The organism is Quadrisphaera sp. INWT6 (genome assembly GCF_015390235.1).
GTDB lineage: Bacteria > Actinomycetota > Actinomycetes > Actinomycetales > Quadrisphaeraceae > Quadrisphaera.
In genome coordinates this window covers 85516-102126 of sequence record NZ_VUOH01000002.1, presented here as the reverse complement: position 1 = coordinate 102126, position 16611 = coordinate 85516, and the positions used below count along the sequence as shown (strand labels likewise).

At 74.2% G+C, this 16611-nt stretch carries 11 protein-coding genes and 1 pseudogene; 8 read left to right on the top strand and 4 right to left on the bottom strand.

The genetic code is table 11. From position 1 onward, the window contains the following. The first annotated feature begins 61 nt into the window (after nt 1-61). The 4 genes from F1641_RS05405 (at nt 62) to F1641_RS05390 (ending at nt 6276) form a co-directional block, all read left to right on the top strand. Nucleotides 62-1087 (top strand): LacI family DNA-binding transcriptional regulator, encoded by a 1026-nt coding sequence (locus F1641_RS05405; RefSeq protein WP_194903480.1) that lies wholly within the window; start codon nt 62-64, stop codon nt 1085-1087. Between the two features lie 296 nt (nt 1088-1383). Continuing rightward, entirely contained in the window at nt 1384-1734 is a 351-nt protein-coding gene (locus F1641_RS05400) for a hypothetical protein (protein WP_194903479.1), read from the top strand. A gap of 150 nt (nt 1735-1884) precedes the next feature. Continuing rightward, nucleotides 1885-4554, top strand: a complete 2670-nt coding sequence (locus F1641_RS05395) for a SpoIIE family protein phosphatase (RefSeq protein ID WP_309225410.1) — start codon at nt 1885-1887, stop codon at nt 4552-4554. Nucleotides 4555-4686: 132 nt separating this feature from the next. After that, the gene (locus F1641_RS05390) at nt 4687-6276 is read left to right on the top strand and encodes a methyl-accepting chemotaxis protein (RefSeq protein WP_194903477.1); all 1590 of its coding nucleotides are present in this window, start codon (nt 4687-4689) and stop codon (nt 6274-6276) included. 141 nt (nt 6277-6417) lie between these two features. On the opposite strand, the gene F1641_RS05385 is transcribed toward F1641_RS05390, so the two are convergent. Next, nucleotides 6418-7059 carry an FMN-dependent NADH-azoreductase gene (locus F1641_RS05385; protein ID WP_194903476.1) on the bottom strand — a complete coding sequence of 214 codons (642 nt, stop codon included), beginning with the start codon at nt 7057-7059 and terminating at the stop codon, nt 6418-6420. A 119-nt stretch (nt 7060-7178) separates the two neighbouring features. Here F1641_RS05385 and F1641_RS05380 point away from each other — a divergent pair, with 119 nt between their 5' ends. Further along, on the top strand, nt 7179-7757 hold the full coding sequence (locus tag F1641_RS05380) for a MarR family winged helix-turn-helix transcriptional regulator (RefSeq protein WP_309225409.1): 579 nt from the start codon (nt 7179-7181) through the stop codon (nt 7755-7757). A gap of 407 nt (nt 7758-8164) precedes the next feature. On the opposite strand, the gene F1641_RS05375 is transcribed toward F1641_RS05380, so the two are convergent. Together F1641_RS05375 and F1641_RS05370 are read right to left on the bottom strand one after the other, a co-directional pair. After that, nucleotides 8165-9094 (bottom strand): Brp/Blh family beta-carotene 15,15'-dioxygenase, encoded by a 930-nt coding sequence (locus F1641_RS05375; protein ID WP_194903474.1) that lies wholly within the window; start codon nt 9092-9094, stop codon nt 8165-8167. Between the two features lie 257 nt (nt 9095-9351). Next, nucleotides 9352-10374, bottom strand: coding sequence for a bacteriorhodopsin (locus tag F1641_RS05370; RefSeq protein WP_194903473.1), 1023 nt, complete (start codon nt 10372-10374; stop codon nt 9352-9354). A gap of 326 nt (nt 10375-10700) precedes the next feature. Between F1641_RS05370 and F1641_RS05365 the strand changes: the two genes are divergently transcribed. Both F1641_RS05365 and F1641_RS05360 read left to right on the top strand, forming a co-directional pair. Then, a complete protein-coding gene (locus tag F1641_RS05365) occupies nt 10701-12374 on the top strand; it encodes a SpoIIE family protein phosphatase (protein WP_194903472.1) in 1674 nt (557 codons plus the stop codon). Nucleotides 12375-12604: 230 nt separating this feature from the next. Further along, nucleotides 12605-12868 (top strand): hypothetical protein, encoded by a 264-nt coding sequence (locus tag F1641_RS05360; protein ID WP_194903471.1) that lies wholly within the window; start codon nt 12605-12607, stop codon nt 12866-12868. 868 nt (nt 12869-13736) lie between these two features. Here the strand turns inward: F1641_RS05360 and F1641_RS05355 are convergent. Further along, nucleotides 13737-14755 (bottom strand): annotated as a pseudogene (locus F1641_RS05355) (IS5 family transposase). A 25-nt stretch (nt 14756-14780) separates the two neighbouring features. Between F1641_RS05355 and F1641_RS22935 the strand changes: the two are divergent. Further along, nucleotides 14781-16349, top strand: a complete 1569-nt coding sequence (locus tag F1641_RS22935) for a GAF domain-containing protein (protein WP_309225408.1) — start codon at nt 14781-14783, stop codon at nt 16347-16349. Nucleotides 16350-16611 lie beyond the last annotated feature (262 nt).

The following is a 16611-nucleotide window of genomic DNA, read 5'->3' as shown; positions in this document are numbered from 1 at the left end:
GGGTCGCAGGCGGGCCGTGTCTCCCCGCGGTGGCCTTCCCGAGGTCGGCTTTGATGTGCCCATGACAACGGAGCCGCGCCGGCCGGTGACCATGGCCGACGTCGGGGCGGCGGCCGGCGTCACCAACCGCACCGTGTCGAACGTGCTGTCCGGGAACAAGCCGGTCAGCCCGGCCACCCGCGCCGCGGTCATGGCCGCCGTGCGCGAGCTGGGCTACCAGATGAACGTCACCGCGCGAGGGCTGCGGACCGGCCGCACCGGTCTGCTCACCGTGGCCGTGCCGGCCCTGCGCATCGACTACTTCGCCGAGCTCGCGCTCGCGGTGGTCGACGAGGCCGAGCGACTGGGGTGGGCGGTCACCCTCCAGCAGACCCAGTCCGACCGCGAGCGCGAGCTGGCGATCCTCGGCGGGCACGACCGCCTGCTCAGCGACGGCCTCATCTTCCAGCCGCACGCCCTGGGGCCCGCCGACCGCGACCTGCTGGTGAGCGACCAGCCGGTGGTGCTGCTGGCCGACCACGAGCTGCAGGCCGACGCCGACCAGCTGGTCCTCGACAACGTGGGGATCGGTCGCGAGGCCACCGCGCACCTGCTCGCCCGGGGCCGCCGCCGCATCGCGATGATCGGTCCCAACCACGACCCGGGCCTGAGCACGGCGGGCTCCTACCGGCTGGAGGGGTACCGCCAGGCGCTGGCCGAGGCGGGGCTGCCGGCCCGCCCGGACCTCGTGGTCGGGGCGACCCGGTGGACGTGGGACGGCGGCGCGGCGGCCGCCGAGGAGCTGCTCGCCTCCGGGGTGGACCTCGACGGGCTGTTCTGCGGCAACGACTCCCTGGCGCTCGGGGCGGTGCACGCGCTGCGCCGCCACGGGGTCGACGTCCCGGGCGACGTGGCCGTCATCGGGGTGGACGACACCCGGGACGCCGCCCGCAGCGACCCGGCGCTGAGCACCGTCGCCATCGACAGCGCGGGCGTGGCCGCGACCGCGGTGGGCCTCCTCGTGGCGCAGATCCGGCGGGACGCCGCGTACGCGGGCCCGCAGACGCAGACCATCGCCCACCGCGTGGTGCACCGCGCGAGCTCGTGAGCACAGGGTCCTGAGGGGGGAGAGCCGCAGCCCTCCTTCGGGGGGCGGTGGAGGACTGCGGCTCTCGGCGCGGTCTGACCGGCGCCAGCTGGATGCCTCGGCTGTTCGAGCGTCCAGCGGTGGGGACACTAGTTCATCGATGAACCCATCGCACCCCGCCACGCCCGTTCGGCGGTGAGCCGTGTCGTGGCGCGGAGAAGGGGTGTCCGGACGACGCCTCCACCCCCATCCGCGCGGCGCACCCGGGTGGAGGATGTTGTGTCGCGCGCGATGCATCTGCCCGTCATGATGGTCGCGTGGGAGACCCCGTCGAGGTGACCGCTCGTCCCGTCGCCGTCGCCGTCGCACCGGTGCCGCTGGTGGCGTTCGAGGCGCTGCGCCACCCCGCGGTGCTCTCCGCTTCCAGCGACGTGCTCGCCGCGGTGGCGCACGCGATCGACTGCGAGCTCCCCGTGGCCCTCGGCCTCCCTCCGGAGGCCGCTGACGAACTCGCCCGGGTGGCGCTGGGCGCCGTCGTCCAGCACCTCCGCCAGGAGGCCGGAGCGACCTGGTGGGTCGCGGAGCGCACCGCGGCCCTGCCCGGCGCCGGCCTCGTGGGCCCGCCGGCCCCGCCGACGGGCGCTGCGCTCGCCACCAGCGCCGGCTAGCACCGCCGTCGTCCTCCCCGGCCCCGGTCTCCGGGGCCCGAGCCGGTGCGCGCGTCCTGCCACCCCCTGGCGTGGTGGAGGATGTCGACCGGCCGCCCCCGCGGCCCCAGCACGTCGAGCAGGTGCGTCTGGCGTCGTGAAGGACGCGTCGTGCCACCTCCAGGAGACCGGTCGCCCCGGCGGACCGCGAGGCCCCAGCTCTCCGCCGCCGGCCTGCCCTCCAGCCGCTCCGCCGCGCGCCGGGCGGCCGACGCCGCGGCCGCCCCCGCGCTGCAGCACCTGGCGGAGCTGGCCATGCGCCTGCTGGGCACGGCCGCGGCGCACGTGTCCCTGCTCACCGAGGTGCAGACCATCGCCGCGGCCGCCGGCCTGGCCCGCGGCCTGGCCGAGGAGGTGCCCCTCGACGAGGCGCTGTGCTCCCTGACCGCGGTCAGCCGCGGCACCGTCGCGATCGAGGACGCCGCGGCCGACGAGCGGGTGGCCGGCCTGCCCGCCGTGGTCTCCGGCGCGGTGGCCGCCTACCTCGCCGCGCCGCTGGTCTCGCGCGAGGGCCGGGTGACCGGGGCCCTGTGCGTCTCCGACCCGCTGCCGCGCCGCTGGACCGCCGAGGAGCAGCGGGTGCTCGAGCAGCTGGCGTCGTTCGCGACCGCGGCGCTGGAGCTGGCCTCCTCGACCACCGCGCCGGTCCAGGAGGAGGCCCGCCGGCTGCTGTGGGACCTCTCGATCGCCTCGGCCGGCGTCGGGTCCTTCGACTGGGACCTGACCACGGGCCAGCTGCACTGGGACGAGCGCCTCGTGGAGCAGTTCGGCTACTCCGCGGACGGCTTCGACAGGACCATCGAGGCCTTCAACGACCGCGTGCACCCCGACGACCTCGAGCGCGTCTCCCGCACCCTCATGGCCTCCGTGGAGGGCGGCACCGACTTCGAGTGCGAGTACCGGGTGCAGCTGCCCGACGGCACCAGCCGGTGGATCAGCGCCAAGGGCCAGCCGCTGCGCGGGCAGGACGGCCGCGTGGAGCGCCTGCTCGGCGCCACGCTCGACATCACCGGCACGCGCGCCGGCGAGGCCGCCGTCGCCGCCGTGCACGAGGCCATGAACGCCGCGTTCTTCGCCCTCGACAGGTCCTGGCGCTTCTCGTACGTCAACACCCACGCCGAGCGCCTCCTGCAGCTGCCCCGGGAGCACCTCCTGGGCGCCAGCATCTGGGACCTGTTCCCCGCCTCCGTGTCCTCCGACTTCGAGACGCACTACCGGCGGGCCGTCCGCACGGGGGAGCCGATCACCTTCGAGGCGCACTACCCCGCCCCGCTCGACGCCTGGTACGAGGTGCGCGCCGTGCCCACCGCCGAGGGCCTGTCGGTCTACTTCCTCGACATCACCGAACGCCACCGCGCGCGGGAGGCCGCGATGGCCGCCGCGCGCAGGACGGCCCTCATCGCCGACGTCACCACCGCGCTGGTGGAGCACCTCGACGCCGAGGAGGCCCTGCGGCAGCTGGCCCGGCTCGTCGTCCCCGACCTGGGCGACTGGGCGATGGTCACCCTCGTCGACGACGACCACCCGGAGGCCGGCGGGCGCCCCGGCGCAGCGTCGGCCCGCGGCCTGCGCGACGTCGGCGGCGCTCACGTCGACCCCAGCCAGCTGCCGCTCGTCGAGCAGTACGCCCGGCTCCGCCTCCAGGCCCTGAGGCCCGGGGCCTACCTGCTGCAGGCGCTCGCGGAGGGCCGCCCCGTCGTCGTGCCCGACGACGCGACGGCCGCCGTCGCCGCGACGCTCAGCACCCCGGAGGCCGTCGACCTGATCACCCGGCTCGCGCCGGCCCACGGCGCGGTGGTGCCGCTGCGCGCCCGCGGACGCACCCTCGGGGTGCTCAGCCTGTTCGCCGGCCCGCAGCGCGGTCCCTTCGGCCCGGAGGAGCTGGCGACCGCCGTGGACGTCGCCGGGAGGGCTGGCCTGGCCCTGGACAACGCCCGCCTGTACCGGCAGCAGCGGGACCTCGCCTCCGGCCTGCAGCGCTCCCTGCTCACCGCTCCCCCCGAGCCCGACCACACCCACGTGGCGGTGCGGTACGCGCCAGCGGCCGAGGCGGCGCAGGTCGGTGGTGACTGGTACGACGCGTTCCTGCAGCCGGGAGGAGCCACGGTCCTGGTGATCGGCGACGTCGTCGGCCACGACACCCAGGCCGCCGCGGCCATGAGCCAGGTGCGCACGCTGCTGAGGGGCATCGGCGCCGACGGTCCGGTCGGTCCGGCGGACCTGCTGGGCCGCGTCGACGGGGTGATGCGCACCCTCGGGGTGGCCACCACCGCCACGGCCGTGGTGGCGCGGCTGGAGCAGTCGGAGGAGCACGTGCGCCGCAGCGAGACGCTGCTGCGCTGGTCCAGCGCCGGCCACCCCCCACCGATGGTCGTCCGCGCGGACGGCGCCGTGGTGGTGCTCGACGGCGGGGCGGCGGACCTGCTCCTGGGCGTGCTGCCGGACACCGAGCGCCACGAGCGCGTGGAGGTCCTCCAGCGCGGCGCGACGGTGCTGCTGTACACGGACGGCCTGGTGGAGCGCCGCGGGCAGTCCCTCGAGGAGGGCCTCGAGCGGCTCCGGTCGGTGCTCGAGCAGCTCGCGGCGCTGGACCTCGGCGCCGACGCCCTGTGCGACGCGGTGCTGAGCCGGATGCTGCCCGGCCCCGCCGAGGACGACGTGGCCCTGGTGGCCGTGCGGCTCTACCCGCAGGACCGGCCGCGCCCGCCCGAGGCGGGCCCGGAGCGCCTCCCGGCGGAGCTCGACGGGACCGGGACCGCCGAGGTGGTCGGCTGCCCCTGAGCCGGAGGGGTCCGGCGGCAGCCGCTGAGGTGCACCCGGTGCGGGGAGGTGTCGCAGCCCGGCATCAAGTGCCCGGGGGAACTGGCCGAAGGGTGGGGGAAGCCTTTCCCCCCCCCCGAAGAGGAGTTCCCGGTGCTCGCAGCAGTGCGCGACCTCAAGGTGTCCACCAAGCTGGGCGCGGCCTTCGCCGTGGTCTGCGTGCTCCTCCTCGTGGTGCTGGGGGTCGGGGCCACCCGGCTGTCGCAGGCGCAGCACCGCCTCGACGACATGTACTCGGGCAACCTCGTCTCGCTCGAGGCCCTGGCTGCGGCCCGCCTCGACATCCAGCTGCTGCGCCAGGACACCTCCCGCGCCCAGGCGGGCATCAACGACCCCAAGACCATGCAGCTGGCCCTGGATGGCAACACCGAGCACGAGGCCAGCCTCGACGCCGACTGGAACCGCTACGACACGGGGCAGACGGGCGCGACCGACGCGCAGCGCGCCGCGGCGTGGGAGCTGGTGGGCCAGTGGCGCGAGGCGCGCAAGGCGCTGTTCACCTTCGCCCAGGCCGGTGACAACGCCGGGTACGCCCAGCACCGCGACGAGGTCGTGGCGCCGCTGACCAAGGAGATCTCCACCGCGATGGACGGCCTCTACGACGCCGAGCTCGCCGACGGCAAGGCCGCCGCCGCAGCTGGGGCCGCGGCCTTCCGCACCGCGCTGCTCCTCATGGTCGCCACCGCCGCCGTCGCGCTGCTGGCCGCCGTGGCGGTGGCCGTGGCCCTGTCGCGCTCCATCTCCCGCCCCCTCACGACGGTCCTGGGCGTCGTGCAGGGTCTGGCCGAGGGCCGCCTGGACCAGCGCACCGGCATCACCAGCAAGGACGAGGTCGGCCAGCTCGCCGTCGCCACCGACGCCTCCATCGCCAACCTCGCCGGCGTCGTGCAGCAGATCACCGGGCGGGCCACCGACCTGGCGCAGACCTCCGAGCGGCTGACGTCGGTCTCGAGCGAGCTGTCGGCGGGGGCCCAGGAGTCCTCCGCCCAGGCCGGCGTGGTCGCGGGGGCGAGCGAGGAGATCTCGGCCTCCATGTCGACCATCGCCGCCGCCGGCGAGGAGATGACCGCCGCCATCGGGGAGATCGCCTCCTCCACCGCGACCGCCTCGCAGACGGCGGCCGCCGCCGTCGCGACGGCCGAGCAGGCCAGCGCGACCCTGGAGCGCCTCGGGGTCTCCTCCCGGGAGATCGGTGACGTCGTCAAGCTGATCACCTCGATCGCGGAGCAGACGAACCTGCTGGCGCTGAACGCCACGATCGAGGCCGCCCGTGCCGGTGAGGCGGGCAAGGGCTTCGCCGTCGTCGCCGGTGAGGTCAAGGACCTCGCGGGCCAGACCGCGCGGGCCACCGACGAGATCGTGGCCCGGGTGCAGACCGCCCAGGCCGACGCCACCGACGCCCGGTCGGCGATCGAGCAGATCAGCGCGGTCATCGGGCAGATCGACGCGCTGCAGGCCACCGTCGCCTCGGCGGTGGAGCAGCAGTCGGCCACGACGGCGGAGATGGTGCGCTCGGTCACCGAGGTGTCCTCTGGGGCGCAGGAGATCAGCACGAACATCTCCGGTGTCGCGAGCGCCTCGGCGCGCACGACCGAGAGCGCTGCGGAGTCGACGCGGACCGCCGCGGAGCTGGCCCGCACGGCGCGGGAGCTGCGGGAGTCGGTGGCGGCCTTCCGCCTCTGACGCCCTCGGGTGCTGCCGTGCGCCGAGCGCGGCACCGCCTGCGTGCCCGGCTTCCCGCCCGCACCGCCGGGGACGTGGTCCCCCTCCACCGGCTGCACCGCGCTCAGGGGCGCGGCGCAGCCGACGGGCGCGGGGGCCGGGTCAGGCGACGGGGACGACCCCGAGCGCGCGACCGGCCTCGCGGGCCGCGGACAGCGCCCGCGTGTGCAGGGCCTTCGCCTGCTCGGTGAACGCGTCCAGCGCGGGGTTGACGCCCACCAGCGTGAAGTCGCGCTCCACGACGGTCAGGTCGGCGCCCCAGACGTCAGCCAGGATCCGGCGCAGGTACGCGGTGTAGTGGTCCCAGCCCTCGCGGGGCGTCCCGGCGCTGTAGCTGCCGCCGCGGACGGTGGCCAGCACCGTCGGGACGCCCTCGAGCAGGCGGGTGCCAGGCGTGCTGCCGGCGATGACGAGGTCGACCCACGCCTTCACGTGCTGGGAGACGCCGTAGTTGTACAGGGGCGCGGCGAGGAGGACGGCGCTGGCGGACGTCAGCTCGTCGACCAGCTCGGAGGCCAGGGCCAGCGCTCCGCGCTGCTCGGGCGTGCGCGCGCTCTCGGGGGTCATCGAGCCGGTGACGGCCTCGCCCCAGGTGGTGGCCGGGAGGGGCTCGGTGCCCACGTGGCGGCGGGTGACGGCGTCGCCGGGGTGGGCGAGCTGCCACTCGGCCTCGACGGCGTCCGCGAGCTCGCGGCTGGCGGACCCGTCGACGCGGATGCTGGCGTCCAGGCGGAACAGGGTCATGGTGTCTCCTCGCTCGGGCCGTGACTTCACGGGTGAAGTAAACGTAGCAGATGACTTCATGCTTGGAGTCATCCGTCTGGGCGGCGTCACCGCGCCGTCGCTCCCACTACCGTCGGTGTGTGGACGGTGATCCCTGCGGCGACGACGGCTGCGCCGCGAGCCCGGCCGCGCCTGCCGCGTCTGCCGCTGCAGCCGTCTCCTCTGCACCCGGCGCACCGGGCGCACCGGCCCCACCGGCCGGGGGCTGGCTGTCCGAGGAGCAGCAGGAGGCGTGGAAGGCCGTCGTCGGCCTGGCCTCGCTGCTGCCCGGCCCGCTCGACGCCCAGCTCCAGCGCGAGTCGGGCGTGAGCCTGTTCGAGTACATGGTGCTCAGCTCGCTGTCGATGCTGCCCGGTCGCAGCACGCGGATGAGCTCGCTGGCGCGGCTGGCCAGCGGGTCGCTGTCGCGCCTGTCCAACGTGGTGAGGAAGCTCGAGCAGCGCGGCCTCGTGCACCGCTTCCCCGACCCGGCGGACGGTCGCTTCACCGTGGCCGCCCTGACCGACGTTGGGTGGGACGTCGTCGAGGCGGCGGCCCCGGGGCACGTCGACGCCGTCCGCACCCACGTGCTGTCCCCGCTCGAGGGGGAGCAGCTGCGCGCGCTGGTCGTCATCGCCGAGCGCCTGGGTGTGATGCCCGGTCCGGCGCGCAGCTGCTGAGCCGTCCCGGGCACCACGACCCTCCGGGGCGCTCGCCGCCGGGCTCTCCTGGTCCGCCCGGGCCCGCAGCTCCCCGCCGTCGTCCTCGGCGTCGACCCGCACCCGCGGAGTCGTCGGAGCCGCAGCGCCCACGCGCACCGTCGGCGCTCTCGGCGGCGGCCACGACGTCGAGGTGGGCCGGGGTCGTCGGACACCTGGATGTAGCACCCGAGCGGGTACCCGGTACCGGTGTCCTCGACGTCGTGGACGGCGACGGTCGTCGCGGGACGGTCGAGGGGCAGCCCGCCGACGGTCTCGCGCAGGGGGAAGACCGACGGGTCCTCGGTCGCCCGCACCTCCCGGTGGGACCTCGTGGCGCGTCGAGCCACCCTGTCGAGCGACCTGCTGTCCGTCGCACCGGGGGCTGGCTATCCGCGCACCTGGAGGCGGCGGTCGGTCAGTGCGACGGCCATGCCGTGGGGCACCGTCAAGCACAGCACGGCCACCAGGGCGATCGGCAGCAGCGCGCTGCCGGTGGTCGAGACCGCCAGGGCGAGCACCGCCACGGTCACCGCGGTGGGCGGGGCCGCTGTGCGCAGCAGCGCCGTCACGGCGCGGCGGACCGTGGTGGCCTCCCGGCTGGCGTCGGCGGCGACCATCCGCACCACCTGGCGCCAGGAGTGCCACAGCCCGAAGTAGACCGCGAAGGCCACGAGCGGGGTCACCAGGACGAACAGGGCCACCAGGGCGACCGGCTCGGCGGCGGCCGCCCAGCGCCGGTGCGCCGTCGCGTCGGCCACCGTCACCGCGGCCGCCACGAGCGCCACCCCGCTGGCGGCGCGCATCACCGCTCGCACCAGGTCGGCCTGTCCTCCGCTGAGGGCGCCCAGGACCTGGTGCACGGCGTCTCCGTGCACCCCCAGGGGGACGGCGACCGCTGCCCCTCCCAGCGCGGTGACGCGGACCCAGGTGAGCAGTCGAGGGCGTGACCAGCCCGTCCAGCGGGCGCTGACGTCGTCGGCGGTGCCGAAGTGCACCGCCGCCAGCACCAGCAGCACCAGCAGGACCGGCAGCGGCGCGAGCACCCAGGCCAGAGCCGCTGCTGCGGCGGTGCCCACGTAGGCCCACCCGGCGCGTCGGCGTTGCCGCGGGGTCGCGGTCGGGCTGATGACCTCCGGGCGCAGCAGGTCCACCGCGCCGTGAGGAAGACCCACCAGCAGGCTGACCACCAGCAGCACCGCTCCGGCGGGACCCAGGGAGACCCCACCGGCGCGGACGGCCCCGGTGAGGGCCCCGGTGCCGCCCGTCACCAGTGCCGCAGTCGCAGCCGCCGCAGCGACGCCGGCAGCGACCAGCACGGGTGAGATCAGCAGCAGGCGCCAGCCCCTGCCTGCGTGGGGGAGCACCTGGGGTTCGGGGTCCGCCGGGGTGCCTCGGGTGCCCTGAGGGACGGAGGCCGGCGCCGCAGGTGGTGCGACAGGCGGTGTGGTGTGCGGTTCCGCTGCCGCGGCGCGTGCAGCGCCGGCGGGCAGCGGAACCGCTGAGCGCACGTGGCTCACAAGGGCCACAGCTCGTCCTCGGTCGAGACGCGGACGTCGCTGGCTGGTGGTCCGGCTCAGCGCTCGCCGCGGCTGCGCGCGGCCGGCATGCCGTCAACGGCTCCGGCAGCACCGCTGCTCTCCGCGCCACTCGTCGCCCGGCTCGCCGCGCCAGGGGCGGCGGTGGGCTGGGGCGGCAGGGAGACGAGCTCACCGGAGATCCACACCTGCGCGGGCAGGGTGTCCGGCACCGAGGCCGCAGCACGCTCGTCGTCGCCACCACCAGCGGCGCGGGCGTCCTCAGCGGTGCGCAGCTTGGCCACCTTGTGGATCAGGATGCCGAAGCCGGCCTTGGCGATGATGTCGGAGAAGGTGAAGACCAGCTGCTCGGTGGTGCCCCAGGCGCCGCTGTCGGCGCCGGCGACGGCGGGGATGAGGTAGGCCAGCGGGTAGGCGCCGAAGACGCTGAACAGCAGGACCAGGGCGTTGCGGTAGCTGGTGCGGGTCTCTGCCGAGACCTGGTCGGCGGTGGCCTTGTAGGCCTTGGCGGCCACCCAGTACAGGACGACGAAGAAGACGGTGCTGACCGCGCCCCAGATCCACAGGGCGCTGGTGGTCCCGACCCGGGCGTCCTGGCCGAAGACGACGCCCAGGTACCCGGTGATGATCATGAGGAAGGCTGCGGGGACCGCGATGGCGCGCAGCCTGAAGGCCTGGGTGCGGCTGAGCGCGGCCACCGCGAGGATCTCGATGGTGAGCAGCGGGACGGTGACCGACCAGTCCATGTAGCGCAGCTCGGTGATGACGGTTCCGGCGTCGGGGGTGTAGGTGGAGCCGTCCGCGGAGGGGGTGAAGCCGAAGACCCACTCCAGGACGAGCACGACGTAGGCCAGGGTCGCGATCCAGCAGATGAGGGTGCTGGCGTTGCCGGCGGTGCGGTAGGCCTTGGAGATGTCTGAGCTGGTCTTGGCGCTGTAGAGGCCGGTGGCGAACAGCGCGAAGGCCGCCACGACGAAGGAGTACAGCACCAGCAGGTACTGGGCGCTGGTGTAGGTGGAGGTCGCGGTGAACTCCACGGCGAGGATTCCGGCTGAGGGCATGGGTGCTCCAAGGGGTCTCTCGAGGCGCTGCGGGTGCGCGCGGTGCGGCCCCGGCCGGGACCGCGTCACGTGCGGGGCCCGCGTGTCGGGCGAGGGCGGGTGGTGTGAGGGCGTGAGGGCCGTCCCGTGGCGCACCTGGGTGCGTGGAGAGGCCGCGGTGGGGCGTAGTAGGGCCGCGACGCCAGGAGCCGACGTTGTGGACTCGCACCCGTAAACCTTTGCGACGTGCAAGTGATTGGGACGCTAGGACTGATCGGTGCGACCCACAACCGGAACCCGGCGCCCCGCAGTTGGCGCTCACCGCCGACCCCGCGACCATGGGGCGCATGGACGAGCAGCTGCGCGCAGGGCTGCTGCACCTGTCCTCGTTGGTGGTGGACGGCACCGAGCAGGCCAGCGCCCTCGTCGAGCCGGTCGTCACCGCCTCCCAGCTGCGGGTCCTGGACCACCTGGGTGAGCGCTCGGTCAGCACCATCAGCGCCGCGGCCGAGGCTCTGCAGGTCGCGGTCTCCACCGCCAGCCGCCTGGCAGACCGGCTCAGCGCTGCCGGTCTGCTGCTGCGCCGCGACGCCGCGGACAACCGCCGCGAGGTCGAGCTGGTGCTCACCCGGCAGGGCCGCGAGGTCCTGCACCGCTGGCTGGATGCCCGCGCCGCGGCGATGGGCGACCTGTTGGCCGCCGCGGACGGCCCCGACCGGGACCAGCTCGAGGACCTGGTGCGCCGGCTGGGGGCGACCTCAGCGCCCGCCGCACCGGCTGGGGCCGTGGTGTCCCGGCCTCGTGATGCGGTGGTCGACCTGCACCGGGCCATGGCGGCGGCCGACCCCGGTCAGGCACCGGCGGTGCTGGTGCGGACCCTCGCCGAGCTGACCGCGGCGCCGCGGGTCAGGCTGCACCTGCTCTCCCAGGACTGCCGGGTCCTCGTCCCCCTGGCGCAGTGGCCCCAGCCCGCTCGCGGGCCGGCGGCAGCGGCGCCGGGCCAGGCGCTGTCGGTGGACGCCAGCGCCGAGGGAGAGGCGCTGCGGACCGGGCGCCTGGTCGTGCGCGGCCACTTCGCCGAGGTCGGCCACGTCTGGCTGCACGCCCCCGTGCTGGACGGAGGGCGCATCGGGGTCCTGAGCGCGCAGCCGCCCCCTGGTGCCGTCCAGGAGAGCTGGACGGACGTGTTCGCCGCTCTGGCCGAGGCATCAGGGCCGGTGCTGGTCGCGGCGTGCGCCGGGACCCGCGTGCTGCAGCTGGGCACCCGCACCCACCCGTGGACCGTGTCCGCTGAGATGCAGGCCCGGCAGCTGGGGCCGCGTCACGTGCGCACCCGCGGGGTGGAGGTGGCCACCCACCTCGAGCCGGCCTGGGACGCTGCCACCGACGCCCACGACACCGAGCTCGTGCCCGCCACCGCCGGCCGCGGTGCGTGCTTGGAGGTGGCGCTGCTGGACTGCCGCACCCACCGGCGCCGGGCCCCGGTGGTGCTGGCCCTGGCCCTGGGGGCGCTGCGGCACGCGCGCACGCTGGGACTGGACCTGGTCGACCAGGTCGCCCTGGTCGACCAGGCCGTCTACGGCCACCACCGCGGCGAGGCCACCGTCGATGCGCTCGTGGTCCGCCTGCAGCTGGAACCGGACCTCGAGCACGAGCCGGACCGCGTCGCGGTGCAGGCGGTGGCCACGACGGGGATGCGAGCCCTGCTGCAGCGCGGGGGGCGGATGACTGCGCTGGCGCTGGCTGAGAACGACCCCGTCGGGGCCACCGGTGACACCCGCTTCGTCGCCACCGAGGTGCCCGCGCTGGGCGGTGACCGCCTGGTGCTGCTGGGTGACGGCTTCGGCGACCCCGGGGAGTCTTCGGTCCGGGCCGAGGGCGCGGCTGCTCGCGCCTTCGACCAAGACCCCCAGGAGGTCGTGCGCCAGGTGGTCGCGAACCTGCTGGAGGCGGCGGGCGTCGACGGGCCCACCCAGGACGCCACCATCGCATGCATCGACATCGCCGCCCCCGGGCGGTGACGAGGCCGCTGGTCCTCGCGGAGCAGCGGCCGCGTGCAGGCGGACGCGGACCGTCGGGGGACCCGTCTCGTCGCCTCACACCACGCGGGCGGAGAGCAGCACGTGCTCAGGGAACGACCCGCCGTGCACGCCGGCGGGCGCCTCGCGGGGGGAGCGCCGTACTCGGCCCGGTACACCGCCGCGTCCGCCCCGGCCAGCAGCTCCCGCACCGATGAGGGCGCATCGCGGGCGTGGACACCGATGCTGACCCCGCCTCCCACCACGACGCCGTCCACCACGAACTCATCCCCACCGGTCCTGCCGATGGCGGCACCCCCTCGGGTCGCGAGCGCCTGGGCCACTCGTCGATCGCCATCACGGCGAACCTCTGCACGCACGTCTACGACTCCGTGGCCCTCGACGGCGCGGACCGGTTGGTCGCGCTTCTGGCGGCGAGTGCCGGTGCAGGTGTTGGCGAGATGTTGGCGCCGGGGGCCGGGGAGGCATCGTCGTGAGGACTCGCGCTCCATCGCGAGCCGTCGCCTCGGCGACAGTTTCCGTGCTCAAGGACCTGGACCCCGCGACGGGCGGTCGGCGCCCCCGGCTGGATTCGAACCAGCGACCATCGGATTAGAAGATCTTGGTCAACCGTCTTCCGTTCTGGCCACAAGCCACCTGACCTGCGCAATTAACGTTGGGAGGCGTTGGCTGGCAGCTGCTGTGCCGGGTCGAGTTGCGGACCATGTGCGGACTGACCGACCCCCAGATGCGATCACGCTGCGTTCACCTCCCCCCTCGGAGGGGTCGTCTTCTGCCGAGATGCGGTGGGGTTGCGAGCGCGGTGGAGGCGTCGCCGGCCCCAACTCTCGGGGGCAACCTGTTTTTTCCACGAGGACCGGAGCGAGGACTGAGCGCCGGTCCACAGGATGGAGGCGCCTCCGCGGCGTCCCCGACGGCGGCTCACTCGCCGAGCGGCTTGGGGCCGATGAGGCTGGCCAGTCCGGTGGGGTTCCGGGACCGTGACCCAGCGGTGGCGGGTGCGCCAGACGTCCTCGGGCAGTGACAGCAAGCCCGGGGGCCGCCAGCGCTGGCGGCCATCGACACGGTTGACGGAGGACACCACGGCGTATCGACATCGGCCACCTGCTGCTGTAGCCGCCGCCTGCCGGCGACTATCCGCTCAGCATCTGAACCTTGTCAGCGGCGCCCGCTGCGGTCGGCGGACCAACCCCGGGACAGGGGTGACGTCGGTCCTCGTCCCATAGAGCGTGGTGGACGCCGGTACAGGTAGGCGCTACAGCGCAGCGCAGGGAGTGTCGATGCACCACTGTTCGGCGCCTGCCGGCAACGTCCAGCCGAGGAGCGTGCCTTTCGTGAAGCGTGCTAGGGCGTGTCTGACGGATCTCGCCGAGTGAGGTCCCGCAGCCAGATCCGCAGCGCCGCCACCGCCACCGTCCCGGCGAAGATGTACCCCCGCTTGTCGGTACGCATCGCGAACGCCCGGTTGTCCTTGAGCTTGGCGAACGTCCGCTCCACGACGTTGCGGCCCTTGTAGGCCTCCGCGTCGAAGGCGTACGGACGACCCCCGCGCGACCCGCGCTTGCGCCGGTGACCGGCCTGGTCATCTGGCACCGGGATCGTCGCGGTGATGTGACGACGGCGCAGGTCAGCGCGCACTGGACGACTGGAGTAGGCCTTGTCACCCATCACCCGGTCCGGTCGGGTGCGCGGGCGCCCGCACCCGCTTCGAGGGATGCGAAGCCGGCCCATCAGGACCGGGTAGGCCAACGTGTCCCCGCGCTGGCCGGGGCTGACCGCGCACACCAGGGGACGGCAGCGGGCATCGGCGAGCAGGTGCACCTTGCTGCTCAGGCCACCGCGGGACCGCCCCAGGCCCTCTCGCTCACGGCTGGCCTGGCGCCTGGCGGCTTCCGGGTCGAGGTGTCCGGTGTTGACCCCCCGAACGCCCCCGTTCCCGGGGGCTGGGTGGGACCTGCGCGGCCAGGCGCTCGGGCGGCACGTCGCGTGGTGGTTCACCTCTGGCGCCGGCGGCGTCGTGGTGAGCGCGCATGATCGAGGAGTCGATGGACACCACCCACTCACCCTCCTGCGCAGTGAGGTCCAGGTCGCACTCGGTGCGCAGCGCGTCCAGGACCTTCTCCCATGTGCCGTCAGCTGACCAGCGTCGATGGCGGTCGTAGACGGAGTCGACAACGCTGCCAGGGACCGTAGGCCGCCGGTAGGTCTCGCCATGGTGAGCCGGTGCGGACCCGCCAGATGACCCCGTCGATGACGGGCCGGTGGTCGGCCCAGCGGCCGCCGCGGCGTGGGGTGCGGTCGGGTAGCAGCGGTTCGAGCAGGTGCCACTGGGCGTCGGGGAGGTCGTGGCGGTCAGCTGCCATGTGGGGGTAGTACCCCGAACGCAGCGTGATCGCTCAGACACGCCCTAGCCGTACCACTGCCCTCCAGCTCGCCCAGGCCACCGCCGCCGACGCCGAGGCCGACGTGCGCGCTGTGGTCGAGGTCGTCAAGGCCATCGCCACCGCCACCACCCCGCAGCAGGCCGTCAGCATCGCCCTGGAGTCGGTGCGCACCCAGTTCGGCTGGGTCTACGGCTCCTACTGGAAGGTCGAGGGCAAGGGCACAGCCGCCGCGCTGCACTTCGTCCAGGAGTCCGGGGCGACCAGTGAGGAGTTCCGCCAGGTCACCCGGTCGGCCTCCTTCTGTGAAGGGGTGGGTCTGTCGGGGCGGGCCTGGAAGGCCCGCGACGTGGTCTTCATCCGCGACATCGCCGAGCTCACCGACTGCGTGCGCGCCCCCGTCGCCCAGCGCTCGGGGGTGCGCAGCGGCGTGTGCTTCCCCCTGCTCGAGCACGGCGTTGATGTGGGGACGATGGACTTCTTCACCGACGTCACCCTGGAGCTGGACCCGCGCCGCCTGGAGGTGCTGCGCTCGATTGGGGTCCTGGTCTCCCAGGCCCTGGAGCGCGCCGGCGAGGCGGAGAACCAGACCAAGGCCGCCCAGGACGTCCGGGCTGTCAACGCCGTGCTGCGTGAGCTGTCCAAGGCCGAAGACCCTGCCAAGGCGGTGCGGTTCGCCCTGGAGACGATCCGCTCCGGGTTCGGCTGGGACTACGGCTCGTTCTGGAAGCTGGACGAGCGCGGCCAGGCCCTGCGCTTCGAGACCGAGGTGGGCTCGGTCAACGAGGAGTTCCGCCGGGTCACCATGAGCGCCACCTTCGCCAAGGGGGTGGGGGTGGCGGGGCGCACCTGGGCGAGTCGGGACTTCCTGTTCGTGCCGGACCTGGCGGAGGTCACCGACTGCGTGCGCGCACCCGCTGCCCGTGCTGCGGGCGTCCAGAGCGGCGTGTGCCTGCCGATCATCGTCGGCGGTGAGGTGGTGGGCACCCTGGACTTCTTCGCCACCCGCACCCTGGTGATGTCCGCGAGCCGCGAGTCGGCGCTGCGCAACACCGGCTTCCTGCTGGGCCAGGCCTTGGAGCGGATCGCCGCGAGAGAGAAGCTGAACGTCGCTGGTCGTGAGCTGGTCATCTCCATCGAGGAGGTCGAGCGCAACGTCATCGCCGCCACCGGTGTCGCTGAGCGCGGCCGGGCGCTGACGGTGGAGGCGAATGCGGAGGTCGCTGGGCTGGGGGAGTCCAGCGCGCAGATCTCCAAGGTGGTCTCCACCATCCAGGCCATCGCCTCCCAGACCAACCTGCTGGCGCTGAACGCCACCATCGAGGCTGCGCGGGCAGGGTCGGCGGGGAAGGGGTTCGCGGTGGTGGCTGGGGAGGTCAAGGAGCTGGCCAACGGCACCGCGCAGGCGACCACGGAGGTCGATGAGCGGGTGGGGGTCATCCAGGCGCAGGTGCAGGACGTGATCGGGCGCCTGTCGGCGATCACCGCGGTGGTCGATGAGATCAACGAGACGCAGAACGTGATCGCGGGTGTGCTGACCGAGCAGGTGGCGGTGACGCGAGCCATCCTGGGCTGAGGACGCCTCGGGTGAGGGCTGAGGTTCACAGGCAACTCAAGGTCTTCCCCGCCTTTGCCGATGCAGTGTGTGGAAGAGCCGGGGGGCTTTCCTCAAAGCAGCGCTCGGACCTCATGTGAGGTCCGAGCGCTGCTGTGTTCGGAGGCGGGCGCAGTCCACGGCCGGTTCTAGGTCGTCGACGGCCGTGGTGCGCGCCGCCCAACGGCCCAGACCTTGACGTCTACCCGGAGTGGTGGCAGGGGCGGTGGCCCTCACCTGCGCG